The sequence below is a fragment of the uncultured Paraglaciecola sp. genome, assembly GCF_913020055.1.
In the GTDB taxonomy this organism is placed as follows: Bacteria; Pseudomonadota; Gammaproteobacteria; order Enterobacterales; family Alteromonadaceae; genus Paraglaciecola.
In genome coordinates, this window is sequence record NZ_CAJWCF010000030.1 from 1 (window position 1) to 16,312 (window position 16,312).

At 40.7% G+C, this 16,312-nt stretch carries 16 protein-coding genes and 1 pseudogene; 7 read left to right on the forward strand and 10 right to left on the reverse strand.

Going from position 1 to position 16,312, the window contains the following annotated elements; all coding sequences use genetic code 11:
* The 9 genes and pseudogenes from QZ488_RS08370 to QZ488_RS08410 form a co-directional block, all read right to left on the reverse strand.
* Positions 1-196, reverse strand: a pseudogene (locus QZ488_RS08370) (RNA polymerase sigma factor RpoS); the annotation flags it as partial.
* Positions 197-282: 86 nt separating this feature from the next.
* Positions 283-1,134 (reverse strand): peptidoglycan DD-metalloendopeptidase family protein, encoded by an 852-nt coding sequence (locus tag QZ488_RS08375; protein ID WP_293747509.1) that lies wholly within the window; start codon positions 1,132-1,134, stop codon positions 283-285.
* A complete protein-coding gene (locus QZ488_RS08380; RefSeq protein WP_366508994.1) occupies positions 1,134-2,078 on the reverse strand; it encodes a DUF368 domain-containing protein in 945 nt (314 codons plus the stop codon). Before QZ488_RS08380 ends, QZ488_RS08375 begins: the two co-directional genes overlap by 1 nt.
* Entirely contained in the window at positions 2,075-2,713 is a 639-nt protein-coding gene (locus QZ488_RS08385; protein WP_293747511.1) for a protein-L-isoaspartate(D-aspartate) O-methyltransferase, read from the reverse strand. The genes QZ488_RS08380 and QZ488_RS08385 overlap by 4 nt, the downstream gene beginning before the upstream one ends.
* A 51-nt stretch (positions 2,714-2,764) precedes the next feature.
* The gene (gene truD, locus QZ488_RS08390; protein WP_293747513.1) at positions 2,765-3,814 is read right to left on the reverse strand and encodes a tRNA pseudouridine(13) synthase TruD; all 1,050 of its coding nucleotides are present in this window, start codon (positions 3,812-3,814) and stop codon (positions 2,765-2,767) included.
* On the reverse strand, positions 3,805-4,305 hold the full coding sequence (gene ispF, locus QZ488_RS08395; protein WP_293747515.1) for a 2-C-methyl-D-erythritol 2,4-cyclodiphosphate synthase: 501 nt from the start codon (positions 4,303-4,305) through the stop codon (positions 3,805-3,807). The genes truD and ispF overlap by 10 nt, the downstream gene beginning before the upstream one ends.
* Entirely contained in the window at positions 4,302-5,039 is a 738-nt protein-coding gene (gene ispD / locus QZ488_RS08400; RefSeq protein WP_293747517.1) for a 2-C-methyl-D-erythritol 4-phosphate cytidylyltransferase, read from the reverse strand. Before ispD ends, ispF begins: the two co-directional genes overlap by 4 nt.
* A gap of 5 nt (positions 5,040-5,044) precedes the next feature.
* Complete coding sequence (gene ftsB, locus QZ488_RS08405; protein ID WP_293747519.1) at positions 5,045-5,323, reverse strand: cell division protein FtsB; 279 nt, start codon at positions 5,321-5,323, stop codon at positions 5,045-5,047.
* 154 nt (positions 5,324-5,477) lie between these two features.
* Positions 5,478-6,086, reverse strand: coding sequence for a TIGR04211 family SH3 domain-containing protein (locus tag QZ488_RS08410; RefSeq protein ID WP_293747521.1), 609 nt, complete (start codon positions 6,084-6,086; stop codon positions 5,478-5,480).
* A 169-nt stretch (positions 6,087-6,255) separates the two neighbouring features.
* Between QZ488_RS08410 and QZ488_RS08415 the strand changes: the two genes are divergently transcribed.
* From QZ488_RS08415 to QZ488_RS08425, 3 genes are all read left to right on the forward strand, one after another.
* A complete protein-coding gene (locus QZ488_RS08415) occupies positions 6,256-7,317 on the forward strand; it encodes a CYTH domain-containing protein (RefSeq protein ID WP_293747523.1) in 1,062 nt (353 codons plus the stop codon).
* Positions 7,318-7,564: 247 nt separating this feature from the next.
* Positions 7,565-9,205: an acetolactate synthase large subunit gene (locus QZ488_RS08420; protein ID WP_293747525.1), complete on the forward strand. Its 1,641-nt coding sequence runs from the start codon at positions 7,565-7,567 to the stop codon at positions 9,203-9,205.
* Positions 9,206-9,229: 24 nt separating this feature from the next.
* On the forward strand, positions 9,230-10,660 hold the full coding sequence (locus QZ488_RS08425; RefSeq protein WP_293747527.1) for an aldehyde dehydrogenase family protein: 1,431 nt from the start codon (positions 9,230-9,232) through the stop codon (positions 10,658-10,660).
* Positions 10,661-10,710: 50 nt separating this feature from the next.
* Here QZ488_RS08425 and mutH read toward each other — a convergent pair whose 3' ends face one another.
* Positions 10,711-11,406, reverse strand: a complete 696-nt coding sequence (gene mutH / locus QZ488_RS08430; protein ID WP_293747529.1) for a DNA mismatch repair endonuclease MutH — start codon at positions 11,404-11,406, stop codon at positions 10,711-10,713.
* 115 nt (positions 11,407-11,521) lie between these two features.
* On the opposite strand from mutH, the gene rppH reads away from it, so the two are divergent.
* From rppH to QZ488_RS08450, 4 genes are read left to right on the forward strand one after another with little or no spacing between them, the layout of a single operon-like run.
* Positions 11,522-12,052 (forward strand): RNA pyrophosphohydrolase, encoded by a 531-nt coding sequence (rppH, locus tag QZ488_RS08435; protein ID WP_293747531.1) that lies wholly within the window; start codon positions 11,522-11,524, stop codon positions 12,050-12,052.
* A gap of 29 nt (positions 12,053-12,081) precedes the next feature.
* Complete coding sequence (gene ptsP / locus QZ488_RS08440; RefSeq protein ID WP_293747533.1) at positions 12,082-14,379, forward strand: phosphoenolpyruvate--protein phosphotransferase; 2,298 nt, start codon at positions 12,082-12,084, stop codon at positions 14,377-14,379.
* Positions 14,380-14,416: 37 nt separating this feature from the next.
* Entirely contained in the window at positions 14,417-15,250 is an 834-nt protein-coding gene (locus QZ488_RS08445; protein ID WP_293747535.1) for a thymidylate synthase, read from the forward strand.
* 44 nt (positions 15,251-15,294) lie between these two features.
* Positions 15,295-16,311, forward strand: coding sequence for a response regulator (locus QZ488_RS08450; RefSeq protein ID WP_293747537.1), 1,017 nt, complete (start codon positions 15,295-15,297; stop codon positions 16,309-16,311).
* Position 16,312: the final 1 nt, after the last annotated feature.

The window sequence follows — 16,312 nt, forward strand, 5'->3', positions numbered from 1 at the left end:
ATAGTGGGGAAAATCCAATTTCACCTAAATACAATTGAGTTGCATCAAGATTTTTTGGTTTATCTTCTTTATTGGCTAAAATATCTTCTAGTTGTTCCTCAGCCTTTTTTTCGGCCTTAGCCAGCTCTCGCTCTACGGCATTTTCAATATCACTGAAAGCATCAACTTCTACTAGAACAGTTTTTTCTTGACCCATGAGGTTAACTCCTTAACGGTAGTATTTTTATGTATCTATTCTCCTAATTTATGCTTTTTATAATTTATTGTTATTATCAATTAGTATTATCTATTGGGTAGATAGCGCAAAGGATCAATCGATTTTCCTTTGTATCTTACTTCAAAATGAAGCTTAACCTTATCGGTTCCACTTCTACCCATAGTGGCAATTTTCTGGCCTGCCGAAACCCACTGCTGCTCTTTTACTAACATACTATCATTATGTGCATAGGCTGTTAAAAACGCATCGGAATGCTTGATAATTACTAATTTTCCAAAACCACGTAATGCATTGCCCGTGTATACTATTTTCCCATCGGCGGCTGCCAAAATTGGTAGCCCAAGTTTCCCTGAAAAATCTAAGCCTTTGTTGCCTTGTTCTTTGGCCGAAAAACCACGTGAAACAGTTTCATGTGTAGGCCAATGCCAACTTTTAACTCGATCAGGAAATTGACCGGTAGCAGGTCCAATTGAACCCTTATTTACATTTTGTTCACTTTCACCATACGCCTGCTTTTTAGAAGGGTCAACAGGTTGATTTACAATTACTTTTGAAGTCTGACCAGTGGTCTTGTTCGACTTTCGTAGGATTGACTTTGGCAACGCGACCAGTGTTAAAAGTTGGCCGGGTTGTATTTGATAGGGCGGTGAAATCTTATTTATTCTGGCTAAATCCCTGTAGTCGTTCCCTGAGTACCAAGCAATAGAATATAGAGTATCTCCGGCTTTGACCTGATATGTCTTTGCTGAATAGGCTTGTTGTTCAAAATCTCTAAAGGTTTTACCTTGGTATAGTTCAGAAACTGGAGCGGGTCGACTGCGGTTAGCGCAACTTATATTGAGTACGCAACACAGTAAAACAAGTACATATGTTAGCTTGTGAGTTAAATGCCCCGCTGTTTGGCTAAAGTTATTCATTAATTATTGGCAGATTTGTCGCCCATTTTTTCTAGCATCACTACCATTCCCATACCAAATAACATCAATAGAATGGCATACCACATATACGCGGGTTGCGTGTTTAGTGTTTCAAAGGTGTGTGGCAATATATTGTTTTGAACCAGAGGTATTTCTTTACCGTGGCGATCAATCACTGTTTCAATGGTTTGTTTCCATGGCCAAACCTTGTTCAAAGAGCCCAGCATAAAGCCACCTAATAAAGCCAATGTCATCGTTTTATAATGTTTAAACATCCAACTTAACACATGGGAGAAGCTCAATAAGCCTGTCGCACATCCTCCGGCAAAAATAAACAGTGTCATGAATTGTAATTCCTTCACCGCCATCAACATAGGCGCATACATACCTAAGAGCAGTAAAATAAAGCTACCAGAGATACCTGGTAAAATCATGGCGCAGATAGCAATCATGCCGGATAAAAATACGATGAAAGGCGATGTTTCGATTGTGGTAGGGCTTATGGTCGTAATAAAAAATGCACTCACGGTACCTATTAGAAAAGTGACGATGATGCCAATTTCCCATTTTTCTATATGTCTAACCACAGACCACACTGCTGCCAATATCAGTCCAAAAAAGAATGACCATAATAGTATTGGATGGTTAACCAGAAGGTATAAGACCACTCTGGATAGAGTTAATATGCTGATAACAATACCACTGAATAGAGCTAGTAGAAAACTACCGTTAATATGTTGCCAAGTGGCCTTAATGCCGCTCTTTAACAATACTTTTATTGCACTACCACTGCACTGTTTAAGAGAAAATATTAGTTCTTCATAAATGCCCGTCATAAATGCAATAGTGCCACCAGATACGCCGGGTACAGCATCGGCTGCGCCCATCAAAATGCCTCTAACGGCAACGCCTGCATAGTCGGATTTTGTTCTTAAACTTTTCAAATAATATCTCCGGCCACTAAAGGGACAAACCTAACGGCTTCGATAATCTTTGATTCAAATTCATCTCCGCATTTGGTAATACAATGTAACTGTTGGTTTTCTTCTCCTACCGGAATAATCAAACGGCCGCCGTCATTAAGTTGCTGATATAACTTCTCTGGCATTGAACTTGCGGCTGCGGTCACTATGATGGCATCGTACGGCCCTTTACTACTCCAGCCTAACCACCCGTCACCATGTTTCATTTTGACGTTGTGTAAGTCCAGTTGATTCATTCTTCGTTTGGCTTGAAATTGCAGTGTTTTTATTCTTTCTACTGAGTAAACACTGGTAAATAATTGCGCCAGTACTGCTGTTTGGTAACCTGAACCTGTGCCGATTTCTAAGACGGTTTGAGCTTGATTGTCTGACTCTAATAATAACTCAGTCATCCGAGCTACAATGTAGGGCTGAGATATGGTTTGGCCCTGACCAATAGGCAATGCCGTGTTTTGATAAGCTTTGTGTTTTAAGGCGTCAGGTAAAAAAAGCTCTCTAGGTGTATTGGCAATAGCGGTCAGGACTTTAGTGTTGCTGATGCCTTCTTTGTGTAAAAGTTGAGCAAGGCTTTCACCTTTACGTGATGTTAATCTCATGTCGTGCCTATTTTTATTATTCTTAGGTGTAAATTTGAATGATCCTGCGTTTTAAATCTTGGCAAGGTTGTTATCTTGTATATCTACTAATTCTCGCAATACCGATGTAGCAAAGGTGCCTGCCGGAAGTGAGAATGTTAGGTTTAATGTATCATCTGCCAAAGACCATTCTAGATCATTTGGAAATAAGTTAATTGCTCTTCTTTCCTGTTGTAAGCCTAAATCTTCAAGTGTTTTGGCGATAATACGATGTTGTTGTGCTAAATTTTGCTCGAACTGCAACGCATCAGATTCGCTGGCTAGCTGTCCCTTTCCCCATAGTGGAGCTGAAAGATAAATATCGCGCTTGCTTAATCGCTGAATGATACTGCTATCTATTTGTTGAGCACAGAAAAAACTATTACTGCCAGCCAATTGCATTACATCACCGTTTAGAGGTTTGTTTAAACAATCATTTTGCAATCGGCTGTTTAGCATTTCATTAAATAACCATGACCGCAAAGCAGAAATGGCCATAGAGCGTTTATTACGATTACGGATGGCTTCACCGTTAATCATCTTCTCAGCTAATACTAAATTTCCGCCTCGTGGATCATGGGTTGTGTTTCCAAATCGCTGCGAGCCATAATAATTGGGCACACCGTCTTGTTTAATTTGTTGTAATCGTTCATTAATGCCAGACGTTGATCTGAGCTGTCTAAGGGTAATATTGAATCTATTACCTTTTAAAACACCTGTTCTGAGTTTCTTATTGTGTCGAATTGATTTGAGTACTTCAGCCCCAGGCTCATTAAATTTAGTCCAGTCAAACTCACCTTTGCCAGGAAGATGTACACTAAACCATTGTTCGGTTAGTGCATGTTTGTCTTTGCGTCCTGCATAAGTGACCGCTCTTAATGGTAGCTTGGTAAATTTGGCAATTTGTTCGGCTAAATAAGCGGTATTTAACCCAGATTTACGTACCCATAAATAAATATGCTCACCCTCACCAATAGGTTCATAACCTAAAATTTCGGTTACTTGGAAGTCTTCATTAGACAGTTTAAACTGGCCTAAAATATCTAGCTTGGGGTATTGGTGCAGCCAGTGATCTATTTGCATTTGGTTGTATCTACTTGGCGAGTCAATAAAACCACGGCATAGGCTGCGATACCTTCCTTTCGACCAGCGAAGCCTAACTTTTCGGTAGTGGTAGCTTTTACGTTTATTTGGTTAATATCAGCGTCCAAGTCTGCGGCAATATTATCGCGCATTAATTCAATGTGCGGCGCCATCTTTGGAGCCTGTGCGACAATAGTCAGATCCAAGTTACCTAGTTGATATTGCTGATCTGTAATCAGTTTATATACGTGGCGAAGCAGCTCGCGACTGTCGACTCCTGACAGTGCTGGATCCGTATCTGGAAAATGTCTACCAATATCTCCCAGCGCCAGCGCACCTAATAATGCATCACACAAAGCATGTAATACAACATCACCATCAGAATGGGCAATCAACCCCATCGCATGGTCGATAGATACCCCAGCAATGACTATAGGACCCTTTCCTCCAAATTTATGCACATCATAGCCATGGCCAATTCGAATACTCATACTTCAGTCAAATCTCCCTTAATGTTTAGCTTTTTTTGTGTCAGATAAAATTCAGCTAACAATAAATCTTCAGGTTGTGTGATTTTGATATTTGAGGCGGACCCCGCTACTAATATTACCTCTTCACCCAAAAGCTCAATGGCGGATGCTTCATCAGTAATGACAGTGTTTTGTTCATTTGCTGCACTGAGTGCTTTTTTTAACAGAGCAAGTTTAAAAAATTGAGGTGTTAATGCGTGCCACAAATTCTCTCTAGACTCTGTTTTTTTGATGATATTTTGTTTATTCACTTTGATATTAACCGCTCGCTTCATAGTATCGCGAACTGGTGTAGCTAATATACCGCCAGAATTTCCTTGTTCTGCTAGTTGTAAAAGCGCAGTTAAATCCGTTTTAGTTAAACAGGGCCGGGCGGCATCATGTACCACAACCCATTCTTCATCATCTGTTAGATATTTCAGCCCTGCTAAAACCGAATCACAACGTTCTTGCCCACCCTCTACTATCTTGATATTGGGATGACTTGCGATGGATAATTTAGCAAACAGGTTATCGTTTGGATTCAGCACTACAATCACCTGTTTTACTTGATTATGCGCTAGTAAATTAGTCAGGGTATGTTCAATGATCGTTTTACCGGCAATTTGCAGATACTGTTTAGGGCAGTCTTTTTGCATGCGTTTACCGATACCGGCGGCAGGTACAACAACAGAATACTGGTTAAGTGTGGGCATTATGCTTATTCGTTGGAGGGCAAAATACGATAAAATGTTTCGCCTTGTTTTATAAGGCCTAATTCATTTCTAGCCCTTTCTTCAGCTGCTTCTAAACCAATTTTCAAATCATGGATATCAGCTTTTAACAAACTATTACGCTGTCTTAAATTGGCATTTTGAATCACTTGAAGGGCAACTTCTTTTTTTAAAATCATAAAGTCAGGCACACTATTTTTACCGAACCATAAACGATATTGGAGCAAACAAAATAGTGTGAACAAAACTGCCACCACCCATTTCATAATATTTTTCTCCAATTCGTCGCTATAGCCCTATTATGCAGAGGTTTTAAGGGTAGGGCTAGTGGTTCCAAAAACCCGAGCTGTCGTTTAGTCAGAGAAAGTCTGAGTCAGGTCTTAAAAACAGGTCATTACTCTACAAAACATCGATGCTGAACTACATCCAATTATCGTTTCTGCGCCTTTTCTTAGGTAAATAAGTAAGGATAATCCCTAAAAGCAAACTAATGACTGCAACAATCCCCCCTCGGGTGAACCATTCCATTTGTGCTGTTTGGTCGTAATCAGCAAGGGTTTTAGTTATTTCTGTATTTTCTTTCTCAGCATCACTCAGCTTCTTTTTTAAGTTTGTATTTAGCGAAGTGAGATCGGCTATCTGTTGGTTGAGTAAATCATTACTCTCCCGTTGTTGGAGTATTGTTTGTTCAGTCTTCACTGCTTGTTGTTGCAAACCAGGAACTAATTCTCTGACACTTCTGCTGACATTGATGAATTCAGCATCTACCCAACCAGTTCGTTGTTTGTCATCAATGATTTCAACAAAATTATTCTCAGTGTCTTCTTGTAATAAAGTGACACGAGTGCCGGCCACAACAGAGCCTAAAATTCTGAAGTTTCGTCCTGGACCTGCATGTAAATAGGTAAATAAATCGTCAGAAATATAGCGAATTTCACCTTCACTATCATTCGGCTCTTGAGCCAAAACCTGTGCATTTATAAAACAGCTAGCTATGCATAAAAAATATAAAACTATTTGCCTGCGCATAATCAAAAAAAACTTACTCCTAAAAAGATGCGCTAAATGGTATTGCTTGGCTAAAAGAAAGGCAAGGGACTATTTGTATTTCGGTCGATTGAGTGGCAGGACTGATGCGCTTTTGCGACTATTCTTGATTGAATAGTCGAATTTGAAAGGCTAAGGTTGTCTGAATGTAATGAAATTTACTTTTATCTACCAAAAAGGTTTTATGGAATACGAAATTGAACTTAAATTACTGACCAGTGAAAACGCTGGTGAGGTTATTGAAACAAAGTTGCTGCCACATCTCAGTGCCAGTATCACCAAACAAACTCTGATATTAACCAACCATTATTTTGATACTTCAGATAGAACATTAAGAAAACACGATATAGGTTTAAGAATTCGAGGAAATAACCAACAATTTGAACAAACGTTAAAAACCTCAGGTAAGTCCATTGGAGGATTGCATCAGCGTCCTGAATATAATGTGCAACTTGACCCAGTAAACAAGCAAAATGTTGATGTGCCTGATCTTAGATTGTTTCCATTGTCAGCATGGCCAAAAACTATCAATATCGATGAGTTACAAACTAAAATTGAAATACTATTTACTACCCACTTCGAGCGTAAAGTTTATTTACTTGAATTCTCAGATGGAAACATAGTGGAGTTGGTCTGGGACCTCGGTCAGGTAAAGTGTGGAAATAAAAGCACACCCATCTGTGAAGTTGAATTAGAGCTTAAAAAAGGCAGCACTTCGGCACTTTTCGATGTAGCTAAACGTATCGTTATATTATTGCCAACCACTATCGGCACAGACAGTAAAGCGGCTCTGGGATATCATTTACTTGATGGATTACCGGTTAAAAAGTACGAACAAAATCAACAAAAAATTACAGGCAACACACAAACCTCCGCAGATGAATTTGTCCATTTCTTGACAACCCAATTGCAACATTTTCAAATGCTTTCAGCTGCAATTAGGCGGCAATATACCGAGGAACTAGCCTCAAATATCCAAAATGTACTTTTTGAATTAGTGGATAGTTTAGCTAATTTCACACATCACTTTCCTTGTTCAAGTTTAGATCGGGTCCACATAAATTTAGAAAAGGTGTGCAGTGACTGGTCGTTAATTTTGCCGCAAAATAACGAAAATGACGCTTGTAGCTTATTGACTCGTGCACCAACAACTCAGGTGCAGTTAGACATTGTTCAATGCCTAGTAGAACAACCCTGGTCTTCTAAGGTTTAGTTATATTTAAAATAAACTCAGTGAAAGTGTGAGTTATGGCTTATTTTTAAAGGTTAATTATTTGTAAAGTTTTGTTCTATATAAAAAAATGATGTAGCTAATCGGTTTTTTATACTTTACGTACACCACTAACAAACAGATTATGTATGTAGAAAAACAAACAAAGGCTATGACCTTACATTCTATATTAATCCAAACGGCTAATAAGTTGTTGGTTAGTAACCCTACAAACACTACAGGAGCGCCCATGAAAGCGTCTGATTTATTTATAAAAGCCCTCGAAGCCGAAGGTGTGGAATATATTTTTGGTATTCCAGGTGAAGAAAACCTCGATTTACTTGAATCTTTGCGAGAGTCACCGATTAAGCTTATTTTGACTCGCCACGAACAAGGCGCCGGTTTTATGGCTGCTACATATGGTCGATTAACCGGTAAAGTTGGCGTTTGTTTGTCAACCCTTGGCCCGGGAGCGACGAATCTTGTTACGCCTGCTGCCTATGCACAATTAGGTGCAATGCCAATGTTAATGATAACCGGACAAAAGCCGGTTAAAACCAGTAAGCAAGGGCGTTTTCAGGTGATTGATGCGGTTGATATGATGCGTCCTATTACTAAATACACTACTCAATTGGTAAGCGGCGATCGCATTCCATCTGCAGTGCGTGAAGCGTTTAGACTAGCTCATGACGAGCGCCCTGGTGCTACGCATATTGAATTACCAGAAGATATTGCAGCCGAACCAACGACAGCCCATTTGTTGTCACCTAGCGTGAGTCGACGTCCTATCGCAGAATATAAATCGATAAATAGAGCCGTTGAAATGATTGCAGCCGCTAAGTCTCCATTGTTACTTATTGGTGCTGCCGCTAATCGAAAATTAACCTCCAAGATGCTTAAAGAGTTGGTAGACAAAACAGGTATTCCTTATGTCACCACGCAAATGGGTAAAGGTGTACTTAACGAAAGTGACGACCTATTTATGGGTAACACAGCCTTATCAGCTGGTGACTTTGTGCATCGCGTTATTGATAGCGCCGATCTCATCATTAATGTGGGTCATGATGTAGTTGAAAAACCGCCTTTCTTTATGAAGGATGATGGTCGTCAGGTTATCCATATTAACTTTGAGCCAGCAGCGGTTGACCCCGTGTATTTTCCACAACTGGAAGTGATTGGTGATATAGCCAACACAATATGGCAAGTAAAAGAACAAATTACTGCCAACGCTAATTGGGACTTTAGTTTCTTCTTTACAGCGCATAAAGCTTATCTTGAACATAAGGCTGAAAGTGAAAATGACGATCGTTTCCCCATTTTGCCTGAGCGTTTTGTCAGAGATATTCGTACCGCCATGCCAGATGACGGCATAGTCACATTGGATAACGGTGTCTATAAAATTTGGTTTGCGCGTAACTATCCTGCTGCTTTGCCTAACACCTTACTATTAGATAACGCCTTAGCAACAATGGGCGCAGGTCTACCTTCGGCTATGGCAGCGAAAATGGTGTATCCAGATAAGCCAGTGATCTCGGTATGTGGTGACGGTGGTTTTATGATGAACAGTCAAGAATTGGAAACTGCTGTGCGTCTTAAGTTGCACATAGTGGTAATCATCCTGCGTGATGATGCCTACGGCATGATCAAATGGAAACAAGCAAACATGGAATTTGAAAATTTCGGTTTGGATTATGGTAACCCTGACTTTGTTAAATACGTTGAAAGTTACGGTGGCAAAGGCTGGCGTATAGCTGCAGCCGATGAGTTGTTGCCGCAAGTGCAAAAATGTTTAGCTGAGCCTGGTGTGCATTTAATTGATGTGCCCGTTGATTATTCGTTAAATGACAAAACCTTAAATCAAACACTACGCCAGCGCAGTGAAGCCATTTAATCCAGATTATACTTAGGAGTTTTTATGTTAGCTAAAGCTTACCCATACTATCTGGCTAATGAAGCCGTATTTGCCAACCAAGATTTGGCGATTACTAATAAATACACTAATGAAGTGGCGACTTATACGGCCCTTGCTGATGCGAAGGTCATCGATCAAGCAATTGCAGCCGCAGAAGCCAGTCAACCTACATTAAATAAAATGGCGCCGTACGAACGCCAGAATATTCTGAACCATTGTGTAAAACGTTTTGAAGAACGCTTTGATGAGTTGGCTCATGCTTTATGTATCGAAGCGGGTAAACCAATCAAAGACTCTCGTGGTGAAGTAACACGCTTAATCGATACCTTTAGAATTGCCGCTGAAGAATCTGTGCGAATGCATGGTGAAGTTTTAAATCTTGAAATTACCCCTCGTGCAAAGGGTTATACAGGTATGTACAAACGTGTGCCTATTGGCCCATGTTCGTTTATTTCACCTTTTAATTTTCCATTAAATTTGGCTGCACATAAGGTGGCACCCGCGATAGCAACAGGCTGCGCTTTTGTACTTAAACCAGCCAGTAGAACACCATTAGGTGCGCTTATTATGGGAGAAATTCTAGCCGAGACTGACTTACCTAAAGGGTCGTTTTCCATTTTGCCATGTAGTCGTGATGGAGCGGATTTATTCACTACCGATGACAGGTTTAAGTTACTTAGTTTTACTGGCTCTCCACAAGTGGGATGGGAGCTAAAAGCGAAAGCAGGTAAAAAACCCGTTATCTTAGAGTTAGGTGGGAATGCAGCTTGTGTGGTCGATGCCGACTCAGATTTAGACGATGCCATTGAACGCATTGTTTTTGGTGCTTATTACCAGTCTGGACAAAGTTGTATTAGTGTACAAAGAGTGATTGTACATGAGTCGATTTACGCTGAGTTTAAACAACGTTATACCGATAAAGTTGCGAATTTGGTGCATGGCGACCCGTTGAATGAAGATACTTTTATTGGGCCTATGATTTCAGAATCAGAAGCGGCTCGACTAGACACCTGGGTGCAGGAAGCTGTTGCAGCTGGCGCAAACCTGTTATGTGGCGGCAAGCGCGACGGCAATATGTTGCAAGCTACGTTATTAGATAATGTGCCAAATAACGCCGCTATCAACACCGAAGAAGCCTTTGGTCCGGTGTCTATTATTAGCTCTTTTAGCGATTTTGATGAAGCGTTAAAAGAAGTCAATAATAGCCAATTTGGCTTGCAAGCTGGCGTGTTCACTCGAGATATCTACAAAGCCCATAAAGCATGGGATGAACTAGATGTGGGTGGCGTCGTTATAGGTGACGTACCTAGTTGGCGAGTAGACAACATGCCTTATGGTGGCGTAAAAGAGTCAGGTTTAGGCCGTGAAGGGATCACGTTCGCCATGGAAGACATGACTGAGATTAGATTAATGGTGTTAAGAACCCCAAGTTAATCCCAATCTTTTGTTTAGCGGTAACTTTAGGCTTTCAGCCAAGCTTACCGCTAAAGTTCCCCGTGATTAAAAAAAGTGCTAAGGATTTTTCCGGTAAACTCTTTTCTCAAGTAAAAACCTCTTGGTCTGGTGTGAATGACCTGTCCACTATTTCCAATAGCTTCAGTTAATACATTGCCATTGGCGGCTTTAGGCCGAAGTTGTAGATATTGACCATGTCTCGCAGTAATACTTTCTATTTGCCCAAGAGCAATCATTTCCATCAATTCCTCCCAATCAGTGCGTAATTGATTTTCTTGTGCAGTGCTTGGCGACCATAATAGGGGGGTTGCGATGCATCGATCTTTTGGAGCGATTTCTCTTCTCCCATCGATGGGCATCCATAACACTTGTTGAATTTTATTTTTGACGCTACTCGTTTGCCATTCTATACCGGCAATATCAGTCAGTGGTGCATAACAAACATAGGTGGTTTCAAGCGGTTTACCGATATTGTCTATGGGGATGGTTTTTAGTTCTACGCCTAGTTTTGCGAAATCTTGTTGGGTTTTAGAGCCTGCGCTGGCACCTAGACATAGTTCAATCAATTGACCCGTCCAGCCTTTTTCTCGTTTGAAGTTTACCGGCACTCTTACGCCAGCTACTTCAGCTACTTCACCTAAAGTTAGCCCTGCTAAGGCTTCTGCTCTTTGCATTAACTCTTGGATAGATTTTGGTTCAGCTTTGGGCATATTAAATATTTTCATTTTTGCTCTTTGATTTCATGCTCAATATCCCTAATACTTTTTTTATTCCTTTGAATGCGCAGTAGTTTATGGAAGAATGCATGACATTAAAAGAATTGAGTTCTCGGGAGTCTAAGTGATTGATGCCGAAGGATTCCGCGCCAATGTTGGTATAGTGATTTGCAATGAGTTAGGCCAGGTTTTTTGGGCAAGACGCTATGGGCAACATTCTTGGCAGTTTCCGCAAGGCGGAATCGATGAAGGTGAAACTGCCGAACAAACAATGTATCGCGAACTCCACGAAGAAGTAGGTTTAAAGCCAGAACATGTAAAAATTCTGGCGGTCACCAAAAATTGGGTGCGGTACAAACTGCCTAAACGATTGGTTAGGCAGGGAAGCAATCCTGTTTGTATAGGACAAAAGCAGAAGTGGTTTTTACTGCAACTTGTCTGTAAAGAAGAGGATGTGGATTTACTACAATCAGGTCATCCTGAATTTGACGACTGGCGCTGGGTGAGTTATTGGTACCCGGTACGTAATGTGGTCTCTTTCAAACGGGATGTGTATCGTCGTGTGATGAAGGAATTCTCACCTACCGCTATGCCAGATAATGCAGGTCATAACCAAGGTAACTATCAAAAATCAAAGCGCCGCAGAAAGGCTTAGTGATTGAACCGCAGATACATGGGAGATAAATGAGTCTTACGCTAACCACGCTTAAACGTATCGTTCAAGAAGTCAATCAAATCCCTGTATTTGATGATGCGTTAAGCTGCTTAGCGAATAGGTTGATAGAGGCTTTAAAAGTCGACTCATGTAGCATTTATTTAGCCGATTACGATCAACAACATTTTATGTTGGTCGCTACTGAAGGGTTGGCCAAAACGGCAATAGGCCAAGTTTCTATTGGTTTTTCTGAAGGTTTGGTTGGCTTGATTGGCCAACGAGAAGAGCCACTTAATATTAGCGATGCTCAAGGCCATCCTCGTTTTAAACACTACCCAGAAGTTCAAGAAGAGAATTACCACGCTTTTTTAGGTGCGCCGATAATCCATCAGCGTAAGGTGTTAGGCGTGTTAACTCTTCAGCAAAAGCGCAAGAGGCGTTTCAGTGAAGATGAAGAGGCCTTTTTGGTTACACTTGCCATGCAACTGGCGGTCGAAATTGCCAATGCAAAAGCACGGGGTTCGATTAATCTTTTACAAGAAAACATTCCTAAAGACTGGCAAAAATCTTTAAAAGGCGTGCCTGGCTCCTCTGGATTAGCCAGTGGCGTAGGTTACTTGCAAAACATGATGGTCAGTATTCACAGTCATGTTCCAAAACGCAGTACAGATCAGCAGACCGAAGTTAAAAATTATCGTCAGGCGGTGAAAAAAACCCAAGCTGATATGGCGATTTTATCAGAGCGTATACAAGGTGAAGTACCTGATGATGTGCGGGCCATTTTCCAACTTTATTATCACTTGCTTGATGCAAACAGTTTAGGCAGAGATGTTGAAAAAGAAATTAAGTTGGGTTGGGACGCTCCTACTTCATTAAAAATGGTTGTAGAGAATTATATTCGCCAATTCCAAGCAATGAATGACCCTTACATGCGCGAACGTGCTGTAGATGTTGAAGATATGGGCAATAGGGTGTTGGCAAATATAGTGGGAATTACCAGCGAAAAGTTGGTAAAACGCGAGCATCCAGCACACTCCATTCTTATTGCCGAAGAAGTAACCGCAGTCATGTTGGCGGAGTTTCCAAGTGAAAAGCTCATGGGCATTGTTTCTATGCGAGGTTCTAACAACTCTCATGCGGCTATTATGGCAAGGGCTATGGGGGTGCCTGCTGTAATGGGGCTAAGCAATGTGCCAATTGCTTTGTTGAACGAAAAAGAAATATTATTAGACGGCTACACAGGTGACGTGATTGTTTCGCCAAATGCCACCATTAGGCGCGAATTTGACCAGTTAGTGCTTGAAGAGCAATTGTTGTCTGAACGTATTCATTCAGAAGATACGTTACCGGCTGTTACTACCGATAATTGCGAAATACGCTTATTTACCAATGCGGGTCTGTCAATCGAAGCAGAAAAAAATGATAATCCGCATTCCGATGGTGTTGGTCTGTTTCGTACTGAAATTCCTTTTATGATGCGTGACCGGTTTCCTACTGAACACGAACAAGTTGAGTTATATAGAAGTTTACTTGAAGTTGAACCCAACAAAACTTTTACTATGCGTACTTTGGATGTAGGCGGAGATAAACCTCTACCTTATTTTCCTATTTCTGAAGAAAATCCGTTTCTTGGCTGGCGTGGAATTCGTTTAACCCTAGATCATCCGGAAATTTTCTTAGTACAAATTCGCGCTATGCTGCGAGCCAGTATTGGTTTAAAAAACTTAAGTATAATGTTACCGATGATAACCTCGGTAAGCGAAGTCAGTGAGGCTAAACGTCTAATTAGACAAGCTTTTTATGAGGTTGAAGAAGAGGCTCAGGAAAAGGGTGAAACATTATACATGCCTAAAATTGGTGTGATGCTTGAAGTGCCAGCCGTGCTTTATCAGTTACCACAGCTATCTAAAATTGTTGATTTCTTCTCGGTTGGTAGTAACGATTTAACCCAATATTTATTGGCTGTAGATCGCAACAATCCTCGAGTGGCTGAATTATACGATAGTTATCACCCGGCGGTACTTAGCGCGTTAAATACTATTGCTAAACATTCTGACTTGTTGCAGGTGCCAGTCACAGTTTGTGGTGAATTAGCTGGAGAGCCTGGTGGTGTGGTGTTATTGCTTGCCATGGGATATAGAAAGTTGAGTATGAACAATCACAACTTGCTCAAAGTGAAGTGGGTTATTCGCAATATTGAGCAGAGAAGCGCTGAACAATTGTTGGCTAAGGTGCTAACTTTAAATAATCCTCAAGATGTGCGGGATGAAATAAACTTGTATCTTGAAACAGTTGGATTAGGCGGTTTAGTGCGCGCTGGGATTTAATAGTAAATAAATTTTAAAGATTAAGAGATGAACAAGAATGCAACAGTATTTACAACTAATGCGTCACGTATTAGACACAGGTGTTAAGAAAGAAGATCGTACAGGCACAGGCACACTCAGTGTGTTTGGCTATCAGATGCGGTTTGACTTAAATGAAGGGTTTCCTTTAGTCACAACTAAAAAGTGTCACCTACGCTCCATTATTCACGAACTACTGTGGTTTTTAAAAGGCGAAACAAATATCGCCTATTTGACTGATAACAATGTGAAAATATGGGACGGCTGGGCCACAGATGATGGTGAGTTAGGACCTGTTTATGGCAAACAGTGGCGTAGCTGGGAAGGTGCAGACGGACAAGTCATTGATCAAATCAGTGAGCTAGTAGAACAAATCAAAAATAATCCGGACTCTAGGCGTTTAATTGTCAGTGCTTGGAATCCAGCAGTTTTGCCCGACACTGCTTTTTCTCCAAAGGAAAACGCAGAACAAGGTAGGCAAGCTTTACCTCCATGTCATACGATGTTTCAGTTTTATGTATTGGAAGGAAAATTATCTTGCCAGTTATACCAACGTAGCGGAGATATCTTTTTAGGGGTGCCTTTTAATATCGCCAGTTATGCGCTGTTAACTATGATGTTAGCGCAAGTATGTGGTTTGCAACTTGGCGACTTTATTCATACCTTGGGCGATGCTCATTTATATCTAAATCACTTGGAGCAAGCAAAATTGCAGTTAACTCGCAAACCTTTTCCCTTGCCGAAAATGATTATTAATCCTACTATTAGCGATATCTTTGCATTTGAAATCAATGATTTCGAATTAAAAGACTATCAAGCCCATGACCACATCAAAGGATTAGTGGCCATTTAATTATTTGTTCGTAAGTCTGACTAGAATTAGGTAACAATGTTCATATGACCACTCCTGTACTTATTTGTGATGATTCAAGTTTTGCACGTAAACAAATGCAAAGAGCTATTCCAGATGGATGGGATGTTGAGATAAGTTTCGCTGAGCATGGACAGGAAGCCTTGGAATTGATCAGAGCTGGTAAAGCTGACGTAATGTTTCTTGATTTAAATATGCCTGTTATGGATGGCTATCAGACCATGCAAGCTATCAAGGACGAAGACTTACCTACTATGGTGATTGTTGTGTCGGGTGATGTTCAGCCAGAGGCACGGGCGCGCATGTTGGCATTGGGTGCACTTGAATTTATTCGCAAACCGACTGACAACGCCAAGCTCGTAGAAATTCTCACCCAGTTTGGCTTATATTCGGGTGAATCTTCTGCCACTAAACGCGCTGAAGAAGTCGCACCCGTAACCAAAGATTCTCAAACTGAAAAGCTAGATGCCTACCGTGAAATGGCCAACGTCGCAATGGGCCAGGCTGGCGAAAGTCTAGCTAAGTTGTTAGGTGAATTTATTGATTTACCTATCCCGAATGTCAACTTGATTACGAATACTGAATTGCACATGGCAATTGCTGATATTCAGCGAAATGAAAGTGTATCTGCAGTTTCTCAAGGTTTCATCAGTGCAGGCATTAACGGAGAAGCCTTGGTTATTTTCAACGATTCTAACTTTGGCAATATGGTTAAACTCCTCAAATATGCAGACGACGATAGTTGCGATTCTTTAGAGCTAGAAGCATTGATGGATGTGTCTAATATTTTGATTGGTGCTTGTTTACGAGCTCTTTCAGAGCAGCTGCATTCGGTATTTAGTCATAATCACCCAATTATATTGGGTAGGCACTGCGATTTGGATGACATCCTCAAAAACACAACTCATAGAAAAGAAGATATGCTGGCAATTGAAATTGCCTATTCAATCAAGAGTCAAAATATCAACTTTGACTTGTTACTTCTCTTCCCAAATAAAGCGATCGACTTAGTATTCGATAAACTTGTTACATCTCATTCTTAAG

Coding starts and splice junctions, on each gene's coding strand:
- QZ488_RS08375 (WP_293747509.1), bottom strand. CDS start 1,134: ATGAATAACTTTAGCCAAACAGCGGGGCATTTAACTCACAAGCTAACA.
- QZ488_RS08385 (WP_293747511.1), bottom strand. CDS start 2,713: ATGAGATTAACATCACGTAAAGGTGAAAGCCTTGCTCAACTTTTACAC.
- truD (WP_293747513.1), bottom strand. CDS start 3,814: ATGCAAATAGATCACTGGCTGCACCAATACCCCAAGCTAGATATTTTA.
- ispF (WP_293747515.1), bottom strand. CDS start 4,305: ATGAGTATTCGAATTGGCCATGGCTATGATGTGCATAAATTTGGAGGA.
- ispD (WP_293747517.1), bottom strand. CDS start 5,039: ATGCCCACACTTAACCAGTATTCTGTTGTTGTACCTGCCGCCGGTATC.
- ftsB (WP_293747519.1), bottom strand. CDS start 5,323: ATGAAATGGGTGGTGGCAGTTTTGTTCACACTATTTTGTTTGCTCCAA.
- QZ488_RS08410 (WP_293747521.1), bottom strand. CDS start 6,086: ATGCGCAGGCAAATAGTTTTATATTTTTTATGCATAGCTAGCTGTTTT.
- QZ488_RS08415 (WP_293747523.1), top strand. CDS start 6,256: ATGAAATTTACTTTTATCTACCAAAAAGGTTTTATGGAATACGAAATT.
- QZ488_RS08420 (WP_293747525.1), top strand. CDS start 7,565: ATGAAAGCGTCTGATTTATTTATAAAAGCCCTCGAAGCCGAAGGTGTG.
- QZ488_RS08425 (WP_293747527.1), top strand. CDS start 9,230: ATGTTAGCTAAAGCTTACCCATACTATCTGGCTAATGAAGCCGTATTT.
- mutH (WP_293747529.1), bottom strand. CDS start 11,406: ATGAAAATATTTAATATGCCCAAAGCTGAACCAAAATCTATCCAAGAG.
- ptsP (WP_293747533.1), top strand. CDS start 12,082: ATGAGTCTTACGCTAACCACGCTTAAACGTATCGTTCAAGAAGTCAAT.
- QZ488_RS08445 (WP_293747535.1), top strand. CDS start 14,417: ATGCAACAGTATTTACAACTAATGCGTCACGTATTAGACACAGGTGTT.
- QZ488_RS08450 (WP_293747537.1), top strand. CDS start 15,295: ATGACCACTCCTGTACTTATTTGTGATGATTCAAGTTTTGCACGTAAA.